This is a genomic window from Streptomyces fulvoviolaceus, assembly GCF_000718165.1.
GTDB classification, from domain to species: Bacteria; Actinomycetota; Actinomycetes; order Streptomycetales; family Streptomycetaceae; genus Streptomyces; species Streptomyces fulvoviolaceus.
Genome location: NZ_JOEY01000056.1, coordinates 53759 through 72001, shown reverse-complemented (window position 1 = coordinate 72001; position 18243 = coordinate 53759). Strand labels below are relative to the sequence as shown.

Annotated in this window: 15 protein-coding genes; 12 read left to right on the top strand and 3 right to left on the bottom strand. The window is 69.1% G+C overall.

What is annotated here, in order from left to right; all coding sequences use genetic code 11:
- Nucleotides 1-177 precede the first annotated feature (177 nt).
- The 8 genes from IG08_RS0143550 to IG08_RS0143515 all read left to right on the top strand — a co-directional run bounded on the left by IG08_RS0143550 (nucleotide 178) and on the right by IG08_RS0143515 (nucleotide 11283).
- Complete coding sequence (locus IG08_RS0143550) at nucleotides 178-1389, top strand: ROK family transcriptional regulator (RefSeq protein WP_030616903.1); 1212 nt, start codon at nucleotides 178-180, stop codon at nucleotides 1387-1389.
- Between the two features lie 124 nt (nucleotides 1390-1513).
- The gene (locus tag IG08_RS0143545; RefSeq protein ID WP_030616899.1) at nucleotides 1514-2863 is read left to right on the top strand and encodes an ABC transporter substrate-binding protein; all 1350 of its coding nucleotides are present in this window, start codon (nucleotides 1514-1516) and stop codon (nucleotides 2861-2863) included.
- Between the two features lie 2 nt (nucleotides 2864-2865).
- Complete coding sequence (locus IG08_RS0143540; RefSeq protein WP_030616896.1) at nucleotides 2866-3864, top strand: carbohydrate ABC transporter permease; 999 nt, start codon at nucleotides 2866-2868, stop codon at nucleotides 3862-3864.
- The gene (locus IG08_RS0143535) at nucleotides 3861-4724 is read left to right on the top strand and encodes a carbohydrate ABC transporter permease (RefSeq protein WP_052425116.1); all 864 of its coding nucleotides are present in this window, start codon (nucleotides 3861-3863) and stop codon (nucleotides 4722-4724) included. Before IG08_RS0143540 ends, IG08_RS0143535 begins: the two co-directional genes overlap by 4 nt.
- Before the next feature lie 56 nt (nucleotides 4725-4780).
- Nucleotides 4781-6073 carry a family 4 glycosyl hydrolase gene (locus IG08_RS0143530; protein WP_030616891.1) on the top strand — a complete coding sequence of 431 codons (1293 nt, stop codon included), beginning with the start codon at nucleotides 4781-4783 and terminating at the stop codon, nucleotides 6071-6073.
- Nucleotides 6066-7067 (top strand): N-acetylglucosamine kinase, encoded by a 1002-nt coding sequence (locus tag IG08_RS0143525; protein ID WP_052425115.1) that lies wholly within the window; start codon nucleotides 6066-6068, stop codon nucleotides 7065-7067. Before IG08_RS0143530 ends, IG08_RS0143525 begins: the two co-directional genes overlap by 8 nt.
- A gap of 164 nt (nucleotides 7068-7231) precedes the next feature.
- Nucleotides 7232-10204 carry a carbohydrate binding domain-containing protein gene (locus tag IG08_RS0143520; RefSeq protein ID WP_030616887.1) on the top strand — a complete coding sequence of 991 codons (2973 nt, stop codon included), beginning with the start codon at nucleotides 7232-7234 and terminating at the stop codon, nucleotides 10202-10204.
- Nucleotides 10205-10548: 344 nt separating this feature from the next.
- Nucleotides 10549-11283: a peptidoglycan-binding domain-containing protein gene (locus IG08_RS0143515; protein WP_234343123.1), complete on the top strand. Its 735-nt coding sequence runs from the start codon at nucleotides 10549-10551 to the stop codon at nucleotides 11281-11283.
- 18 nt (nucleotides 11284-11301) lie between these two features.
- Here the strand turns inward: IG08_RS0143515 and IG08_RS0143510 are convergent, their stop codons facing one another.
- The 3 genes from IG08_RS0143510 to IG08_RS0143500 form a co-directional block, all read right to left on the bottom strand.
- Complete coding sequence (locus IG08_RS0143510) at nucleotides 11302-11517, bottom strand: DUF4177 domain-containing protein (protein WP_030616882.1); 216 nt, start codon at nucleotides 11515-11517, stop codon at nucleotides 11302-11304.
- 85 nt (nucleotides 11518-11602) lie between these two features.
- Nucleotides 11603-12298: a hypothetical protein gene (locus tag IG08_RS0143505; protein ID WP_234343122.1), complete on the bottom strand. Its 696-nt coding sequence runs from the start codon at nucleotides 12296-12298 to the stop codon at nucleotides 11603-11605.
- 95 nt (nucleotides 12299-12393) lie between these two features.
- Entirely contained in the window at nucleotides 12394-13812 is a 1419-nt protein-coding gene (locus IG08_RS0143500; RefSeq protein WP_030616876.1) for a DEAD/DEAH box helicase, read from the bottom strand.
- A 302-nt stretch (nucleotides 13813-14114) separates the two neighbouring features.
- On the opposite strand from IG08_RS0143500, the gene IG08_RS0143495 reads away from it, so the two are divergent.
- The 4 genes from IG08_RS0143495 (at nucleotide 14115) to IG08_RS0143480 (ending at nucleotide 18239) form a co-directional block, all read left to right on the top strand.
- Nucleotides 14115-15296 carry an acyl-CoA dehydrogenase family protein gene (locus IG08_RS0143495; protein WP_030616875.1) on the top strand — a complete coding sequence of 394 codons (1182 nt, stop codon included), beginning with the start codon at nucleotides 14115-14117 and terminating at the stop codon, nucleotides 15294-15296.
- A gap of 9 nt (nucleotides 15297-15305) precedes the next feature.
- Complete coding sequence (locus IG08_RS0143490) at nucleotides 15306-15866, top strand: flavin reductase family protein (RefSeq protein ID WP_030616873.1); 561 nt, start codon at nucleotides 15306-15308, stop codon at nucleotides 15864-15866.
- 29 nt (nucleotides 15867-15895) lie between these two features.
- Nucleotides 15896-16636: a hypothetical protein gene (locus IG08_RS0143485; RefSeq protein WP_030616872.1), complete on the top strand. Its 741-nt coding sequence runs from the start codon at nucleotides 15896-15898 to the stop codon at nucleotides 16634-16636.
- A 235-nt stretch (nucleotides 16637-16871) separates the two neighbouring features.
- Nucleotides 16872-18239, top strand: a complete 1368-nt coding sequence (locus tag IG08_RS0143480) for a cytochrome P450 (protein ID WP_030616870.1) — start codon at nucleotides 16872-16874, stop codon at nucleotides 18237-18239.
- Nucleotides 18240-18243 lie beyond the last annotated feature (4 nt).

Genomic DNA, 18243 nt, shown 5'->3' with positions numbered 1-18243 from the left:
ACCCCGGTGGTCGGATGCGAGGCTGCCGGGCTTCGGATAGTTGGGTGGCTTTCGGCCCTTTCTGGCCGGTGAGCCTGGTCGGCGGCAGTGCCGCTGAAGGGTTGATTCCGGCCATGTGCGAGCGTATAAATAAGCAACTTTCTTTCTTACAGAGCCCGATGCCGAGATGAGGGCACCGTGACCCGCCGTTATCCAGCAGGCCCGCAGCGGTTGCTGCGTTCGCTCAACGGTCGTGCCGTTCTGGAGGCGATCGACGAGGCGGGCCCGGTCACGACCACCGACCTGGCGGGGCGGATCACGCTGTCACGGCCCACCGTGGCCGCCGCGGTCGCGCTGCTGCTGGAGCGTGGAGTGATCACCGAGGTGGGCCCGGTGACCGGCCGCAAGGGTCCGGCACCGGCGCAGTACCGGGTGAACGCCGACTGCGCCTTCGCGATCGGCGTGGACGTCGGGCACCGGAAGATCCGCGCCGCGGTCGCCGACGTCACCGGCCGGGTCAGGGGGCATGCCGAGTCCGAACAACATGGTCACCGGGGCGCCGACGCGCTCGTCGGACAGATCCTCGACATGTGCGTGGACCTGGCCGAGCAGGTCGGGCGACCGCTGCAGGAGATCACTCAGGTCGTCGCGGGCCTTCCGGCCGCGGTCGGCCCGGACGGACGCCACCTGTCGTACGCCGCCGGACTGCCCGACGCCGGGCGGGGACTCGGCGAGGCGCTCGGCCGCGCCATCCCGGTGCCGCTCGTCCTGGAGAACGACGTCAACCTCGCCGCGCTGGCCGAGCGCACCCATGGACTCGGCGCCGACACCGACGACTTCGTCCTGGTCAGCCTGGGGGTCGGGCTCGGTCTCGGGCTGGTGGTGGACGGCCGGGTCCGGCGGGGCGCCACGGGAGTTGCCGGAGAGGCCGGCTATCTGCCCAGTGACCGTATGGTCGCGCCGGTCGGGCAGCGCCGGGACCTCGTGCAGGAACACCTGGGCGCGCGCTACATCAGCGCCGAGGCCCAGCGACTCGGACTGCCCGGTGACGGCAGCCCGCGCACCGTCTTTGAACTCGCCCGCGCCGGCGACCCCGGCGCGCTGGAGATCGTGGACGACACCGCCCGCAGCGTCGCCTACGTGGTGGCCTGCGTCGTACCCCTCATCGACCCGGCACTCATCGTGCTGGGCGGCGCCATCGGCGCCAACGGCGACCTGCTGCTCGAACCGGTCGCCCGCCATCTGGCCGATTTCGGTACGTTCCGGCCGCCCATCGTCGCGTCGGGCCTCGGCCAGGACGCCGTGCTCACCGGAGCCACGACCATGTCGGCGGAGCTGGCCCGGGAGGCCGCCTTCGCCGCCGCCACCACTCCCGTAGCGCAGACAGAGCCACCGTCGACTCTGTCCTGACACCGCGGCGACGCCGTCTTGCCGGACAGCGTCGCCGCTCGAGGTCATCGGGCGTTGCCACGTCCGATCGACCGACCGACCGATCCGTCACCCAGGGAATGCCATCTCCGAGGAAGGACGATCAGTGTTCAAACGTATCACCGGGGCCGCGGCCGTCACGGCCGCCGGCGTACTGCTGCTGGCCGGCTGTACGTCCGCCGGGCCCGCCTCCTCACAACCCGACTCCGCCATCTCGCCGGGCGCCTCCCACAAGGCCACCACCGTCACGGTCTGGACGTTCAACCACCTCCTCAACGAGGTCGCGGCGTTCAAGGCGACCCTGAAGCAGCTGCACACCAAGTACCCGTGGCTGACCGTGAAGTTCGTGCCCAACAAGGACGACGCCGCCTATGCCAAGGCCGTCGCAGCGGGCGATCCGCCCGACGTGTTCATCGGCTCCGTGCCCGACAACGTGGCGAAGTTCTGCTACAACGGCACGGTCGCTGACCTTGGCCCGTATCTGTCCTCGGCCAAGATCGACGCGGCCAAGACCTTCCCGGCGGCGACCCTCGCCTACACCCGCTACCAGGGAAAGCAGTGCGCGCTGCCGCTGCTGACCGACGCCTTCGCGCTCTACTACAACAAGAAGATGTTCGCCGCGGCCGGCATCACCAAGCCGCCCACGACGCTCGCCGAACTGACCGCCGCCGCCAAGAAGTTGACCGTGAAGAACGCGGACGGCTCCATCAAGACCTTCGGCTTCGTCCCGCGTTCCGACTTCGACGTCAACCGGTTCCTCTTCACCGGGGCGCACAGCGACACCGACTTCTACGGCAAGGACGGCAAGACGACCTTCGCCTCCGACCCCAAGTGGCAGCAGCTGCTGAAGTGGGACAAGGACCTCATCGACTACTACGGCAAGGAGAACGTGCAGAAGTTCGTCGGCCGCTACCAGCCGCACGCCGACGACGCGGGCAACCCGCTGCTGACCGGCGCCGCCGCCATGGAGCTCGACGGCGAGTGGCACATCGGCGAGATCGCCTCGTTGAAGAAGGACTTCGACTACGGCGTGGTGCCGATGCCGGTTCTGGACGGATCGTCGGGCACCTACGGGGCGGGCAGCACCCTCGGCACCGTCGCCTATCTGTCCGCGGGCTCGCAGCACAAGCAGGAGGCGTTCTTCGCGCTCCAGCAGCTCACCACCGACACCACGTTCCTGAACACCCTCGCCGACACGGTCTACAACATCCCGACCACGTTCGCCGCGCTCAAGGCCTGGGACAAGGCGGACGACCCGCACTGGAAGCCGTTCGTCGACATCTTCGAGAACCCGCACTCCTCCTACAAGACGCTCACCCCGGCGGGCATCGAGGACATGGACACCTGGCGCGCGTTCCTGCTCGAGTACGAGCAGGGCAAGGTGAAGGACGCAGCCGGCGGACTGGCCACGGTCGGGAAGAAGATCGACTCTCTCAACTCCGAGAGCGGGCAGTAGAGATGACGACCGTTCTCGCCCCTGTCGGCGAGGCCCCGGGCTCGGCGCACCCGCGCCCTGCCCGGGGCGGGCGGCGCCGTCCGAGCAGGGCCCGCTGGTGGGTCGTCCTCGGTTTCCTGTCCCCGTTCGTCATCGGGTTCGGTGTCTTCGTGCTCTACCCGGTGATCGCCACGCTCTACTACTCGCTCACCGACTTCCAGGCCGGCTCCTACCGGCCGGTGCAGTTCGTCGGGCTGCGCAACTACCGTGCCCTGTTCAGCCAGTCGGACACCTTCTGGGTGGCCGTACGCAACACGCTGTGGATGGTCGTCGTCATGGTGCCGCTGCGCACCGCCTGGGCCATGCTCACCGCCTGGGTGATCATCCGCGTCAAGCGCGGCAGGGCCGTGTACCGCACGTTGTTCTTCCTGCCGTCCATGGTGCCGGTGGTGGCCGCGGCCCTGTCGTTCATCGTGCTGCTCAACCCGGTCGGTCCGCTCAACCGGCTGCTGGGCTGGGTGGGCGTCGACGGCCCCGGCTGGTTCTCGGATCCCGCCTGGTCCAAGCCCAGCCTCGTCCTGATGGCGCTGTGGGCCAGCGGCAACGTGATGGTCATCTTCTCCGCCGCCATGCTCGACGTACCCCGCGAGCTGTACGAGGCCGCCGAACTCGACGGCGCGGGCGCGCTGCAGAAGTTCCGCAGTGTCACCCTCCCGGCGATCTCCCCGGTCATCTTCTTCGCTCTGCTCACCGGGATGATCTACACCTTCCAGTACTTCACCGAGGCGTTCGTCGCCTCCAGCTCCGCGAATGCCACCTCGTCCAGCAACGACCTGATCGGCTACCCGGCAAACTCCCTGTTGTTCTACTCCACGGAGCTGTACCGGCAGGGCTTCTCCTACTTCAAGACCGGCTACGCCTCGGCCATGGCCTGGCTGCTGTTCCTCGTCATCTTCGCGGCGACCGTGGTGTTCATCCGCGCCTCGCGCCGCTTCGTGCACCACGCGGGCGGTGGCCGATGAGCACTCTTGAAGTGACGAAGCGTCAATCTCGTGTCGGGCGACGCCTGTTGTACCTCCTGGCGGAGCACGCGCCCGCCGTCGCCATCGCGCTCTGCTTCCTGCTGCCGCTGACGATCGGCGTGCTCACCGCGTTCATGACCCAGCACCAGGCCGGCACCGGCTCGCTGTGGCCCTCGCCCTGGGAGTTCGGCAACTTCCGCAAGGTCTTCACGGCCATGCCGTTCGGCCGCGACCTGCTCAACACCATGCTGTACGCCGGACTCTCCACGGTGGGCGTCGTCGTCTCCTCGGTGCCCGTGGCCTACGCGCTGGCCCGGCTCCGGTGGCGTGGCCGAGAGGGAGTCTTCCTGGTCGTCCTGGCCGCGATGATGATCCCGGCCCAGGTCACCAGCCTGCCCCTGTACGTCATGTACGCCCACATCGGCTGGGTGGGCACCCTCAAACCGCTCATCGTCCCGACCTTCTTCGGTGACGCCTTCAGCATCTTTCTGCTGCGCCAGTTCTTCCTCACCATTCCCGACGAGTTCACCGAGGCGGCCCGCGTCGACGGCGCGGGCGAACTGCGCATCCTGTGGCGGGTCCTGATCCCCATGGCCAAGCCCGCCATCGCCGCCGTAGGGCTCTTCGCGTTCCTGTACGCGTGGAACGACTTCTACAACCCGCTGCTCTACACCGGGAACAGCGACACCGGCCAGACCCTCGCGGTGGCCCTCAGCCAGCTCGCCAAGAACGGGCACCAGAACGCGTACGAACTCCAGATGGCGGCCTCGCTGATGTTCCTGCTGCCCGTCCTGGTGCTGTTCTTCCTGGCCCAGAAGGTCTTCGTCGAGGGCATCGCGCTGACGGGCGTGAAGGGCTGACACACCCGCGCCCCGCGCTCACCGCAGCGACCCGCACAACGTTCATGGGAGCACGAGTGAAGATCACCGTTGTCGGCGGTGGCAGTACCTACACACCCGAACTGATCGAGGGCTTCGCCCGGCGTGCCGACGTGCTGCCGGTCGACGAACTCGTCCTGCACGACATCGACGCCGAACGCCTTGCCGTCATCGGCGGTCTGTCCCGCCGTATCCTCGCCCGGCACGGCTTCCCCGGCCGCCTGACCACCACGACCGACCTCTGTCACGCGGTGGACGCAGCCGCCGCCGTGCTCGTACAGCTCCGCGTGGGCGGACAGGCGGCCCGGCTGGTCGACGAAACCCTGCCCAACAGATTCGGCCTGCTCGGCCAGGAGACCACCGGCCCCGGCGGCTTCGCGAAGGCCCTGCGCACCGTGCCCGTGGTCCTCGACATCGCAGCCGAAGTACGCCGTAGGGCCCAACCCGGCGCCTGGATCGTCGACTTCACCAACCCGGTCGGCATCGTCACCCGCGCCCTGCTGGACGCCGGGCATCGCGCGGTCGGCCTGTGCAACGTGGCGATCAAGTTCCAGCGGCAGTTGGCCGCCCGACTCGGCACCGACCCCGACCGCGTACGGCTCGGTCACGCCGGCCTCAACCACCTGTCCTGGATCCGCTCGGTCACCGTCGACGGAGTGGACCGTCTGCCGGAGTTGCTGACCGGCGAGGCGCTCGACGAACTCGCCGCCCAGATCCGCGTCCCCGCCGGGGTGCTGCGCGACCTCGGTGCCATCCCTTCCTACTACCTGCACTACTTCTACTGCACGGACGACGAGGTCCGGACCCAGCAGACCGGAACGCACCGGGCCGACCAAGTCCTCGCCATCGAACGGGAGTTGCTCACCCTGTACGCGGACCCCGGCCTGGACCGCAAACCCGACCTGCTGGAGCAGCGGGGCGGGGCGTACTACAGCGAGGCCGCGGCCGCCCTGGTCACCAGCCTGCTCACCGGCGACGGCGCCCACCACTACGTGAACGTACGGAACGACGGAGTACTGTCCGGCCTGCCGGACGAGGCGGTGGTCGAAGTGCCCGCCCACGTCGACACCGCCGGACCGCACCCCGTTCCCGTGCCGCCCCTGCCGCCCGAGATGCTCGGGCTCGTCCAGGCGGTCACCGCGTACGAGACCCTCACCGTCGAGGCGGCCCTGACCGGTGACCGGACAGTGGCCCGACGTGCCCTCGTGGCCAATCCGCTCGTGCGGGAATGGGCGCGGGCGGACGCGCTGTTGGACGCGCTGCTGGCGGCCAACCGACCCCATCTGCCCCGGTTCTTCGCGAGCGAGCCGAGCGAGGCCGCCGATGCCTGACCTCGTGGTGGGCGTCGACGGAGGAAACTCCAAGACCGACCTCGTCCTCGCGGACACCGAGGGACGGCTGCTGGCCTGGGTGCGCGGCGCGGGGACCCGTCCGCACACCGAGGGAATGGAGACCACCACCGAACGGCTCGCCCGCCTGGGCCGACACGCGCTCGCGCAGGCAGGCCTTGCCGACACGACTCCGGTCTCGGCCGGCGCGTACTTCCTGGCCAACGTCGACCGCCGGGCCCAGGAGCGGCTGGCGCTGCGGCAGTTGACCCTGCTGGGTGTGGCCGAGCAGACCCTCGTACGCAACGACACGCTCGCCGTTCTGCAGGCCGGCGCACCGGACGGCTGGGGAGTGGCGGTGGTCTCCGGCGCCGGCATCAACGCCGCCGCTGTCCATCCGGGAGGCCGCTCGGCACGCTTTCTCTCCCTCGGCGACATCACCGGGGACTGGGGCGGCGGGCTCGCCGTGGCCCGGGCGGGCCTGGGTGCCGCCGTCCGCGCGGGCGACGGCAGGGGACCGGCGACCCGGCTGCGCCACGAACTGCCGGGGCACTTCGGCCTGGGCAGCGTGGAGTCCGTCGCGTTGGCCGTCAGCAGTGGTGAGATACCGGTGACCGCACTGCACGGCCTGGCCCCCTTGGTCTTCGCGACCGCCGCCGGCGGGGACGCCGTGGCCCGGGGCATCGTGGAACGCCTCGGCGACGAGATCGTCTCCATGGTGACCGCCCTGCTGCGCCGACTCCGCCTCCTGCGCACCCCGACCCCGGTGGTGCTCGGCGGCGGCACCTTGCAGAACGACCAGGTGCTGCTGCGCGACCACATCAGCGCCCGCCTGGCCACCGAGGCACCGCTGGCCCTGCCCCGGGTACTCGATGTGCCTCCGGTCGCGGGCGCACTGAGGCAGGCACTCCTGACCGCGGGCGCCCCCGACGCCGTACAGCGCGGTCTTCGCAAGGCCATCGCCGACCGGGAACCGCCGGCGCCGCTCGCGGAGTAGGCAGTCGAGGACCCGCCGCCGTAGTGGGGCATGCGCGAACGCCCCCAAGGCGCACTCCCTTTACGCGCATGTCATGGACATGTAGCTTGCGCGTTGCAAGAACTTTCAGGAAGTTGCCGAATCCTCTTTCACCCTAGCCCCACCCCACCCGCATCGGGAGAGGCATGAACCGACACACATCAACGACGAGACGCGCGCTCATGGCGGGCGCGGTGGCGGCCGGCCTGGTCGCCGCGCTCGCAGTCCCGTCGGAACCCCGCCCGGTTCCCCTGAAGGCCACCGCCGATACGACGAACTCGGCGACCGTCTTCTACTACACGAAGACCAAGAACTGGTCCTCCACCTATCTGCACTACGCCCCCGACGGCGGTTCCTGGACCACCGTCCCCGGCGTGCAGATGGAGACCGCCTGCACGGACTGGGTGAAGGAGACCGTCGATCTCGGCTCGGCGACCGGGCTGCAGGCCACGTTCAACAACGGCAGCGGCACCTGGGACAACAACGGTGGCAGCAACTACGCGCTCGGTACCGGGAACATCACCGTCAAGGACGGGGTGATCGCCCACAGCGACCCGTGCGCCGACACCGAGCCGGTGGAGGGCAACGAGGCCACGGTCTACTACTCGACCACGACCTCGGGCTGGACCACCGCCAACATCCACTACGCGCCCACCGGCGGCTCCTGGACGACGGCCCCCGGTGTCGGCATGGAAGTGGCCTGCACGGGCTGGTGGAAGAAGAGCCTCGACATCGGTACGGCGACCTCGCTGAAAGCCGCCTTCAACAACGGCAACGGCGTCTGGGACAACAACAACAGCGCCGACTACACGATCCCGACCGGCACCACGACCGTGAAGGACAAGGCGGTCACCACGGACGCCAAGGACCCGTGCGCCGCCGAGGAACCGGACACCGAGGCCCCGACCGCGCCCGCCGAGATCACCGCGAGCGCCACCAACACGTCCATCGTGGTGAGTTGGGACGCGGCGACCGACAACACGGCGGTGACGAAGTACCAGCTCACCCGCACCGGAGGCACCAAGGGCACGGTCGTCACCGACGTCGGCTCCACGGTCTACTCCGACACGGGACTCGAGGAGAACACCGCCTACACCTACACCGTGAAGGCCGTCGACGCGGCCGGGAACACCTCGCCCGCCTCCGCCGAGGCCTCCGCGACGACCGGAGAGGCGGCTCCCGAGGCGGCCTCCGGCACACCGCTGGGCACCGACCCGCGCAAGGACCCGATCTACTTCGTCCTCACCGCCCGCTTCTACGACGGTGACACGAGCAACAACCGCGGCGGCAGCCAGCACACCAAGTCCGGCAACGCGGCGAACAACGACCCCATGTTCCGCGGCGACTTCAAGGGCCTGGTCGACAAACTCGACTACATCAAGGCCCTCGGCTTCTCGGCGGTCTGGGTCACGCCGGTGGTCCTCAACCGCTCGGACTACGACTACCACGGCTATCACGGCTACGACTTCTACAAGGTCGACCCCCGCCTGGAGTCCGCCGGCGCCTCCTACCAGGACCTGATCAACGCGGCCCACGCCAAGGGCATGAAGATCTATCAGGACGTGGTCTACAACCACAGCTCCCGCTGGGGCGCCAAAGGCCTGTACACGCCGACCGTGTACGGCGTCCGCGACTCCGAGTGGAGCTGGTACTACGACGAGAAGAACGAGGGCTTCGAGTACGACGGCCTGACCGTCGAGTCCAAGTCCGGGAAGTCATACTACAACGGCGACCTGTGGTCCACGGCCGAACCGACCGGAAACACCTGTGTCAACTGGGGTACGCCCACGGGTGGGAAGAGCTCCGAGGGCTACACCCTCTACAACTGCCAGTGGCCGAGCCCCACTTCGGGCATGTTCCCCAAGGCGTACTACCACCAGTGCTGGATCGGCAACTGGGAGGGGGAGGACTCGCGTTCGTGCTGGCTGCACGAGGATCTCGCCGACTTCAACACCGAGAACACCACGGTCCAGAACTACCTGATCGGCGCTTACGACAAGTACATCGACATGGGCGTGGACGGATTCCGCGTCGACACGGCCGTACACATTCCGCGAGTCACCTGGAACCGCCGTTTCCTGCCCGCCATCTACGACCGCGTGACCCAGAAGTTCGGCACGGACGCGGCGCAGAACTTCTTCGTCTTCGGTGAGGTCGGCGCCTTCGTCAACGACAAGTGGAACCGCGGATCGGTGAACCACTCCGCGCAGTTCTTCACCTGGAAGGAACGCAAGGAGTACAGCGCCGACGACGAGACGGCGGCCATCGAGCAGTTCACCTACGAGAACAACCTGGGCACCGGAAACCAGCCGACCTCCGCCAACGCCTTCCTGAACGGCAACAGTTACCACACGCCGGACCGCAGCCAGTTCTCCGGCATGAACATCATCGACATGCGCATGCACATGAACTTCAGCGACGCGCAGAACGCCTACAGCAACGGCAAGGACTCCGACGACAGCGTCAACGACGCCACCTACAACGTGGTCTATGTCGACAGCCACGACTACGGCCCCAACAAGTCGAGCACCCGCTACAGCGGCGGTACCGACGCCTGGGCGGAGAACACATCCCTGATGTGGACCTTCCGTGGCATCCCGACCCTGTACTACGGCTCCGAGATCGAGTTCCAGAAGGGCAAGCAGATCGACTGCGGCCCGAGCTGCCCGCTCGCCTCGACCGGACGCGCCTACTACGGCGACCACTTGGCGGGATCCGTCACGGCCACGGACTTCGGCAAGGTCGGCTCCGCGAGCGGCGAGGTCGCCACGACCCTCGCCCAGCCCCTCGTCCAGCACCTCCAGCGGCTCAACCAGATCCGCCGGGCGATCCCGGCCCTCCAGATGGGCCAGTACTCCACCGACGGCATCAGCGGCCAGATGGCCTTCAAACGCCGCTACACCAGCGGAAGTACGGACAGCTTCGCACTCGTCACCGTCACCGGCGACGCCACCTTCACCGGCATCCCGAACGGCACCTACACCGACGCCGTCACGGGCGACACGAAGACCGTCTCCAGCGGCACACTGTCGGTCGCGGCCCCGGGCAAGGGCAACCTCCGGGTGTATGTGCTGAACGGGCCCGGCAAGATCGGCGACACGGGTCCCTATCTGAAGTAGCACCCACGGCTGTGCAGCGAGGGCGTCTGGCGGGCATGAGCCCGGGCCGGGCGCCCTCTTCGCATGTGAGTCTCTTCGTGCAGCGGCTGGTTCTCGATGGTGCGGACGTCACGGTTCCAGTCTTCGGGACCTTGTGGAGTATGCGTGCGGCAATTCTGTCTAAACTCTGGAGACCGCCTGGAGAGGATGCGCGCGTGGGTGAAGGGACGTCTCCCGTCTGCCCGGAGTGTGGTGTGCCCCGGGCGGCCGACAGCACTCCAGCCTGCTCCTGCGCGCGTCGCGCGTCGGATGCCCACCGGGAGGCGCGTACGGCTGAGGCGGCGGCAGCGGAGGACTTCGATCCGGTGCGCATACGGCCGTTCGTCGAGGTCGGCGAACCGGCCGACACCTCGGAGGACGCCGAGGAGCCACAACAGCCGATCTCCTTACCGGACTTGGGCGGCATCCCCACGGCTGACCCTCACGAGCCGCCCACCGAGTCCCCGACTGACGGTGCTCAGGTCCCTCGACGGCGGCGAGTGTTGCTCACCACCGGGCTGGCTGCCGCGGCCGTCCTGGTGACGGGAGGATTCGTCGCGGGACTCTTCTCGTACAAGGGCCCGTTGCGGGACGGCTCCGTGACCGGCGGCGTACGGGCGGGCGTGCCGGAGGAGTCGTCCGGGAACGCCCCCTCGTCAGCGGGCCCGTCCCGGACGGCGTCCTCTTCTTCACAGTCGCCCGATGTACCGGCTTCCTCGCCCGATACGGCCCCGCCCACGAGCCCGGTCAACCCCACCGGCTCCGATGCCGCCACCGGGGCCCCGCCCGGGGCCACCGGTACGGCTGCCCCGGCGCCGAGCACGTCGGACGGGCAGGCCCCGGTCCTCAGCTTCGGCGACAAGGGACCCGAGGTCGTCGAACTCCAGCTGCGTCTACGGCAGATCGGGTTCTACGACGCGGACGCCGACGGCGAGTACGACCGCGAGGTCGAGAGCGCGGTCCGCGGGTACCAGCTCACCCGCGTCGTCCTCGATGACGAGCCGGGCGTCTACGGTGCGGCGACCCGGGCCTCGCTCGAATCCGAGACATCGGAGCCGTGACCTCCGGGCCGACGGGTGTTACGCGCGGGGGCGTTCGAAGGTGAGGAGCAGGCCCTCGACCGCACCGGGCCCTATGCGGCCCTTGACGTCGGCGGAGGTGATCGCCTTGAGTCCCCAGCCGTCCGCGGCATGCTTGTTGAGGACCTTCTCCAGCTTGTCGCTGTCCAGTGCGTCACCGATCAGCGATTCCCTGAAGGTGACGACCTTGTACTCGTAGGTGTAGGCCTGGCTCATGGCTGCGGTGTCCTCCTGCATTGCGGGTGTGGTGGCAGGGGTCAGCCAATCATGGTGCGTTGGTGCCCGTGATCGTAGGGTTCTTCTACGCCGTCGGCCGTGCCTGTCGGCCGTCCGTCTTCACCAGCCAGTGGATCGTGTCCGAATCCAGTGCCGGGTTCGCGGCGGCGTGGGCCAACTCGTCGTCGTCGAGGAGTTCCGCCGGCCGGGACTGAGGAAGATTCGGGTGGCGCGTCGCCGCAGCCCTCACGGCAGGGCTCGGGTCATGGGTGAGCCGCTCAACGGCTGCAGGCTCGGTTTCGGGGTCGCGTGTGGCCAGGGCCCGTACCTCGGGGTCGTCGTGGTCGGCGAAGGCGGCCAGTCCCTTGGCCGGGAAGTTCGGCCGGGTGGTGAGGTGGGTGCGCTCGGGGCCGGTGTATTCGAGGAAGCTGCGCAGCAGTAGTGACGCGGGGGCGTCCGGATGGTTCTGGGCCAGCAGGACGCGTACGCCGAGATCGTCGTGGGCGGCCAGGCGTGCCACGAGGTCCGGTGGCAGCAGGTGGCCCCTGGCCGCCTGCCTGCGCGGCAGCGGGTGGTTGGAGAGGGCGTTCCGGCGGACGGTCTCGGGATCCCGGGGTACCTCGGGCGTGGGGTGGAAGCCGAAGGCATGGTCCATGGGGGCTTCGTAGTCGATCCGGGCTCGTTCCTCCTCGCTCAGTGCGGGGTGGACAGATACGGCCGGCCGGACCTTCGGGTCGGGGTCCGTCGCGAGCGCGCGGCGCTCGGCCGGTCCCAGCTCCACGCGGCACGCGGCCCTCGCTCCAGCGGAAGGTTCTCACCAGCCCCGGATGTCGTGATCTCCTGACAGCGAAGCGAGTGCATGGGCGGCGTCCGGCGTCAGCGGCCCTTGCGCACCCGGGCCGCCGCGCGGGCTTCCGCGGCCTTGCGGGCCTCGGCGGTTTTGCGGGACTCCTTCGCGGGGCGGCCCGGACGGGTGCCGAGGCCGCGGAAGGGTGCGTTGCCGCTGCTGGTCTTCGTCCCGGCCGGCGGGCGTTTCGCCCCGGTGATGGTGGTCAGCTTCTCCTCGCCGGAGCGCACCTGGGTGACCGTCGGCCGGATCCCGGCCTCGGACATCATCCGGTTCACATCGCGCCGCTGGTTGGGGGTGACCAGGGTGACCACGGTCCCGGACTCCCCGGCGCGCGCCGTGCGCCCGCCACGGTGCAGGTAGTCCTTGGCGTCCGCCGGCGGGTCGACGTTGACGACGAGGTCGAGCGTGTCGATGTGAATGCCCCGCGCGGCGACGTTGGTGGCCACCAGCACGGTGATCTCACCGTCCTTGAACTGGCCGAGCGTGTGGGTGCGCTGCGGCTGCGACTTCCCGCTGTGCAGGGCACTGGCCCGAATACCGCTGGCCCGCAGGTGACGGGTGAACTGGTCGACGCCGGCCTTGGTGTCCAGGAACATCAGGACCCGGCCGTCCCGCGCGGCGATCTCGGTCGCGGTCGCGTACTTGTCGGCGGCGTGGATGTTCAGCACATGGTGTTCCATCGTGGTGACCGAGGCCGCCAGCCGGTCGACCGAAGCGAGAACCGGGTCGTGCAGATAGCTCTGCACGAGCTGGTCGACGTTGCGGTCGAGCGTGGCCGAGAACAGCAGCCGCTGACCGTCGGAGGGCACCTGGTCCAGGAGGTCCGAGACCTGCGGCAGGAAACCCAGGTCGCACATCTGGTCCGCCTCGTCCAGCACCGTGATCCGTACGTGGTTCAGGAGGCAGTCCCGGCGCGACACCAGGTCGGTCAGCCGCCCCGGCGTCGCGATGAGCACCTCGGCACCGGTCCTCAGCGACGCCTGCTGCCGGTTGATCGACAGCCCGCCGACCACCGTCGCCAGTCGCACGTTCAGTGTCCGCGCGTACGGGGCCAGCGCGTCGCTCACCTGCTGTGCGAGTTCCCGGGTCGGCACCAGGACCAGAGCGAGCGGCCGCTTCGACTCCGCTCGCAGGCCTGCCGTCCGGACGAGCAGCGCCAGCCCGAAGGCCAGCGTCTTGCCGGAGCCGGTCCGCGCGCGGCCGAGGACATCGCGGCCGGCCAGTGCGTTGGGCAGGGTCGCCGCCTGGATCGGGAACGGCTCCGTCACCCCGAGGCCGAGCATCGTCTTCATCAGCTCCGGCGGCAGCCCGAGCGCGTCGAAGGACGCGGCCGGCGGCAGGCCCGGGGACACGGTCTCGGGTGTCGAGAGTTCGCCGTGGGGCGCTGTCGCCCGCTGCGGTTTGCCGGCGCGGGGGAGTCCGGAGGCCGACGGCTTCGCGTTCATGGGGGAACCTTCCTGATCTGGGGCCCCGGAACGCGCCGGGGCCCGTACCCCTCGGTACGGGCCCCTGCGGTGTCGAAGCGTGCCCCCATTTTACCAGTGGGCGCCCGGCTGCCCCGCCGCGCTGCCGGCCCGTTCACTGGTGGCCGCCGGCGCCGCGGCCCCACGCCACCCGCCGCAGCCGCCCCTGTCCCGGTCAGCGGAAAGCTCACTGCGGGCGTTCGGCCCACGAAACGACACTGAGGCATCCCGCCGCCGGCGACGCGCGGCACAGGCGATGGATCAGTCATCAGGAGGTGTGCGGCGTGACGCATGAAGTGGTCGGCCGTGTCGAGGAGCTCGGTTCCGAACTGGCCGCACTCGCCGACGAGAACGAGTCGCTCGGCAAGTTGAGTGACCGGACCGTTGAAATGCTCCGTTCCGCTGGGGTGATCCGGCTTCTGCAGCCCAAGGAGTTCGGCGGATTCGGTGCCCACCCCCGGGACTTCGCCGAAGCGGTGATGGAGGTCGCGCGGCACGACGGGGCCGCGGGCTGGGTGTGCGGCGTCGTCGGGGTGCACCCGTGGGAGCTGGCCCAGATGGACACCCGGCTCGCGCACGAGGTCTGGGACGACGATCCGGACACCTGGATCGCCTCGCCCTACATGCCCAACGGCATCGCCGAGCCGGTGGACGGCGGCTACGTCCTCAGCGGGCGCTGGCCGTTCTCCTCAGGCAGCGACCACTGCCGCTGGGACTTCCTCGGCGCATTCCTCGGGGACGGCAAGGGGAAACCCGCCGGGCCCATCACGGTGCTCCACGTCGTGCTGCCCCGCTCGGACTACGAGATCATCGACGGCACCTGGGACGTCATGGGACTGTCGGGCACCGGCAGCAAGGACGTCGTCGTCGACAAGGCGTTCATCCCCGAACACCGTGTCATCAGGCAGGAGGCGGTCCAGGACGGCGCCGCCGCCGAGGCCGTCGGGCTGACCGACACCCTGTACAAGCTGCCCTTCAGCTCGATGTTCCCGCTCGGGATCACCGCGGCGGTCGTCGGCATCTGTGAGGGAGCGCTTGCGGTGCACCTGGCCCAGCAGCGCGACCGCGTCGCCGTGACCGGCGTCCAGGTGCGCGACGACCCGTACGTGCTCTACGCCGCCGGGGAGGCCGCGGCGGAGATCGCCGCATCCCGGGTCCAACTCATCGACGGCATCAGCCGGTTGTACGACCAGGTCGAGGCCGGAAAGCCGATCACGATCGAGGACCGGGCGAACGTACGGCGCAACCAGGTCCGCTGTGCCTGGCGGGCCGTCTCCGCCCTGGACGAGATCTTCGCGCGGTCCGGCGGGAACGCGATGCGGCGCACCAACCCGATCCAGCGGTACTGGCGGGACGCGCACGCCGGACTCAGCCACATGATCCACGTCCCCGGCGCGGCGTACCACGGGAACGCCCTGGCGCAGATGGGGCTGGAGCTGCCCGAGTCGATGCGCATCCTGATCTGAGGAGCCCGTATGAGCGACAGGTCCGTGCGCCCGGCGGACGCGATCGACGGGCGCCAATTCCGCGACGTCCTGGGCAACTTCCCCACGAGCGTGGTCGCGATCACCACCGCGGACGACGAACAGCGTCCGCACGGAATGGTGGTCGGAACCTTCACGTCCGTGTCCCTGGACCCGCCGCTGGTGTCCTTCCTGGCGGACCGCTCCTCCACGACCCTGCGGACCATCAGGGCCGCTGGCCGTTTCTGCGCCAACGCCCTGGCGGGGAACCAGGAACGGCTGTCGCGGAAGCTGGCGACGGGTCCGGCCGGGCAACGGTTCGAAGGCGCCACCTGGCAGACGTCACCGCTGGGCAATCCCGTCCTGGACGGAATCGTCGCGTGGGTCGACTGCGGGGTGGAACAGGTCGTCGAGATCGGAGATCACCTGTTGGTTGTCGGGCGGGTCCATGACCTGCGCGTCGAGTCGTTGAAGACCCCGCTGCTGTTCTTCCGGGGCGGGTACGGCGACTACCTGTCGAGCGCGGGACAGCTGCTCGACAGCCTCGTGGGCTGGCACGAGATCGGTCGGTAGACACCGGTCGGCAGAAAAGGGAGCCGTAGATGAAGAAAGACCTCTACATAAGACTGCAACGCATATCGGCGTGGTGCGGCGTCATCCTCTTCGTGGGATTCCTGGCCGCGTACGCCGTGGGCCATCTCATTCCGCCGATGAGCCCGACGGAGAGCCCCGAGGACGTCGTCGCCTTCCTCAAGGACCACCGCACCGGGATCCTCACCTGCGTCGCCCTGATGGTTCTGCTCGTCCCGTTCGAGTACCCGTACGTCGTCGTGACGAGCATGCAGCTGCGCCGGGTCGAGGGCGGCTGGGGGCTGCTCTCCATGATCCAGCTCACCACGGGCGTGGTGGCCCCGATCGGATTCTTCTTCCCGCTCGCGATCCTCGCCGCCGCGGCCTACCGACCGGAGAACCACTCCGTCGACGTCCTGACCGCGATGGTCGACACCTTCTGGCTCATGTTCGTGGGCAACGCCTGCATCTTCGTCCTCCAGGTCTGGTCGATCGGATACGCCGCGTTCATCGACCACACCCGGGCGAAGCCGCTCTTCCCGCGCTGGTACGGCTGGCTCAGCATCGTGCTGGGAGTGACGCTCATCCCGGGCGCCTTCGTCTTCCTCAACCAGACCGGGCCGCTCGCCTGGAACGGACTTCTCGCGAACGTGATCCCCTCGATCGCGTACGCCTTGTGGAAGATCGCCACGCCGTATGTGCTGCTGAAAGCGATCACGAACGAGGAGAAGGAGCTGGCCGCGAAGCCGGAGGCCGAACCGGTGACCGTGTAGGACAGCCGCAACGCCCGTGGCCCCGCGACAGTCGTCGCGGGGCCACGGGCGTTCTCGGGGCCAGGGCCTGTCTCCTTGGTCAGCGTCGGGTCCGGATGAGGATGCCGGCGAGGTGGAGTGCGGCCTCCCAACCAGCTCGTCCCACGTGGCGCAGGACACGTTCATGACAGGATTACGTTGGGGAAAGTTCAGGGAAGTCATAGGGGCGCCCATGATTGCCGTGAAGGGATGACCCGTGACCTCCACTGCGCCTCCTCCGATACCCCGAGCCGCAGGATCGTTTCCGCTCATCGGCCACGCTCTGAAAATGCGCGACAACCTCGGCTTCATCGACTCGCTGCGCGATACACGGGAACCACTCGTCGAGATCGTCCTGCAACCCGGGACGCGCACCGTCGTGGTCCAGGACCCGGCCCTGATCCACCAGATGCTCAAGGCCCTGGGGCCCACCCTCGACAAGGGCCGGCTCTACGACAAGCTGGGCCAGCTGCTGGGCGACAGTGTCGTCACCGCCATCGGTCGGAACCACGTACGCAAACGCCGCCAGCTGCAACCGGCGTTCGCCCACACCGAGATCAGCCGGTACGTCGACCTCATGCGCGCCGAGGTGACGGCCACGGTCGCCGGCTGGGAGCCCGGGCGGACCCTTGACGTACGCGAGGCGATGGTCGGGCTCAGCCTCGACATGCTGGCCAAGACAGTGTTCGCCGGCAGCCTCGACGACGCGGTCTTCCGCCGGCTGCGCAGCGACCTGTCGGTGGTGTTGAACGACGTCGGTGTGCGCATCATGCTGCCGGACTGGGCCGAGCGCCTGCCGCTGCCCTTCAACCGCCGGTTCGACCGGGCTCAGGCCGGCGTACGCGCCACCATCAACACCGCCGTCGACGAACTGCAGGCCTCCGGGCACGACACCGGGGACATGCTCTCCATGCTGCTGCGCGCCGTCGACGAGGAGACCGGCGAGCCGCTGACCGGGCATCAGATCTGCTCCGAGATCCTCACCCTGGCCGTGGCGGGCACCGAGACCACCGCGTCGGTGCTGTCCTGGACCCTGTACGAACTCGCCCGCCACCCCGCCATCGAGGCTCGGGTCCTGGCCGAGCTGGACGAGGTCCTCGGCGAACAGCCGGTCGCCTTCGACCACGTGACCCGGCTGCCGTACCTGAACCGGGTGATCACCGAGACCCTGCGGCTGCACCACCCCGGCTGGCTGGTCACCCGCCGCACCACCCAGGAGACCCGGCTCGGCGCGTGGACGCTGCCCGCCGGCACTGAACTGGCCTACTGCCAGCACGCCCTGCACCGCGACCCCGAGCGCTTCCCCGACCCGCTCACCTTCGACCCGGACCGGTGGACCGACCCCGCGCAGGAGCCTCCGCCGGGCGCGTTCCTGCCCTTCGGGGACGGCAAGCACAAGTGCATGGGGGACCGTCTCGCCCTCACCGAGATGGTCACGGCGATCGCGACGATGCTGCGTTCGGTACGGCTGGAACTCGCCGAGGGCCAGGTCATCCGCCAGGTTGCCCGGCTCACCGTACGGCCGCGCACCCTGCGGATGACCGTCCGCCCCCGGAACCGTTCCCGGGCCGGGGTCGGCCTCTAGCGCG